This window comes from Nocardia testacea NBRC 100365, assembly GCF_000308775.1.
Classification (GTDB): domain Bacteria; phylum Actinomycetota; class Actinomycetes; order Mycobacteriales; family Mycobacteriaceae; genus Nocardia; species Nocardia testacea.
In genome coordinates this window covers 1-589 of sequence record NZ_BAGJ01000026.1, presented here as the reverse complement: position 1 = coordinate 589, position 589 = coordinate 1, and the positions used below count along the sequence as shown (strand labels likewise).

Sequence of the window (589 nt, the reverse complement as noted above, 5' to 3'; positions counted from 1 at the left end):
CGCAGGAACCGATCCACGAATTCCTGCGCGGTGGACCGATCGAACAGATCGGTGGCATAGGTCAGCTGACCCCGCACACCCCGCGGCACACCCTCACCGTCGTACTCGTCGGCCACGATCAAATGCAGATCGAACTGGGAAACACCCGTATCGACATCCAGCCCCGACACCGTCAGGCCCGGCAGCTCCAAACTCGACACCGCCAAGTTCTGGAACGACAAACCCACCTGGAACAACGGATTCCGCGCCGTGGAACGTGCCGGATTCAGCACCTCCACCAAACGCTCGAACGGCACATCCGCATGCGCAAACGCCGCGATATCCACCTCACGCTGGCGCGCCAGCAGATCCGCGAACGACTCACCACCATCGACCTGCGTCCGGAACACCAGAGTGTTCACGAACATACCGATCAGATCATCCAGCGCCCGTTCACCACGACCGGCCACCGGCGTACCGATCGTGATGTCATCGACACCCGACAGCCGCGACAACAACACCGCCAACGCCGAATGCACCACCATGAACAAGGTCGCGTTCTGCTGCCGAGCAACCCGCTGCAAACCCGCATGGATTTCCGCGTCGATCG

General features: G+C 61.8%; 1 protein-coding gene. It reads right to left on the bottom strand.

The features are described from left to right. Positions 1 to 589: condensation domain-containing protein (locus ON38_RS03215; protein ID WP_039822232.1), on the bottom strand; the 589-nt coding region annotated here is incomplete at both ends.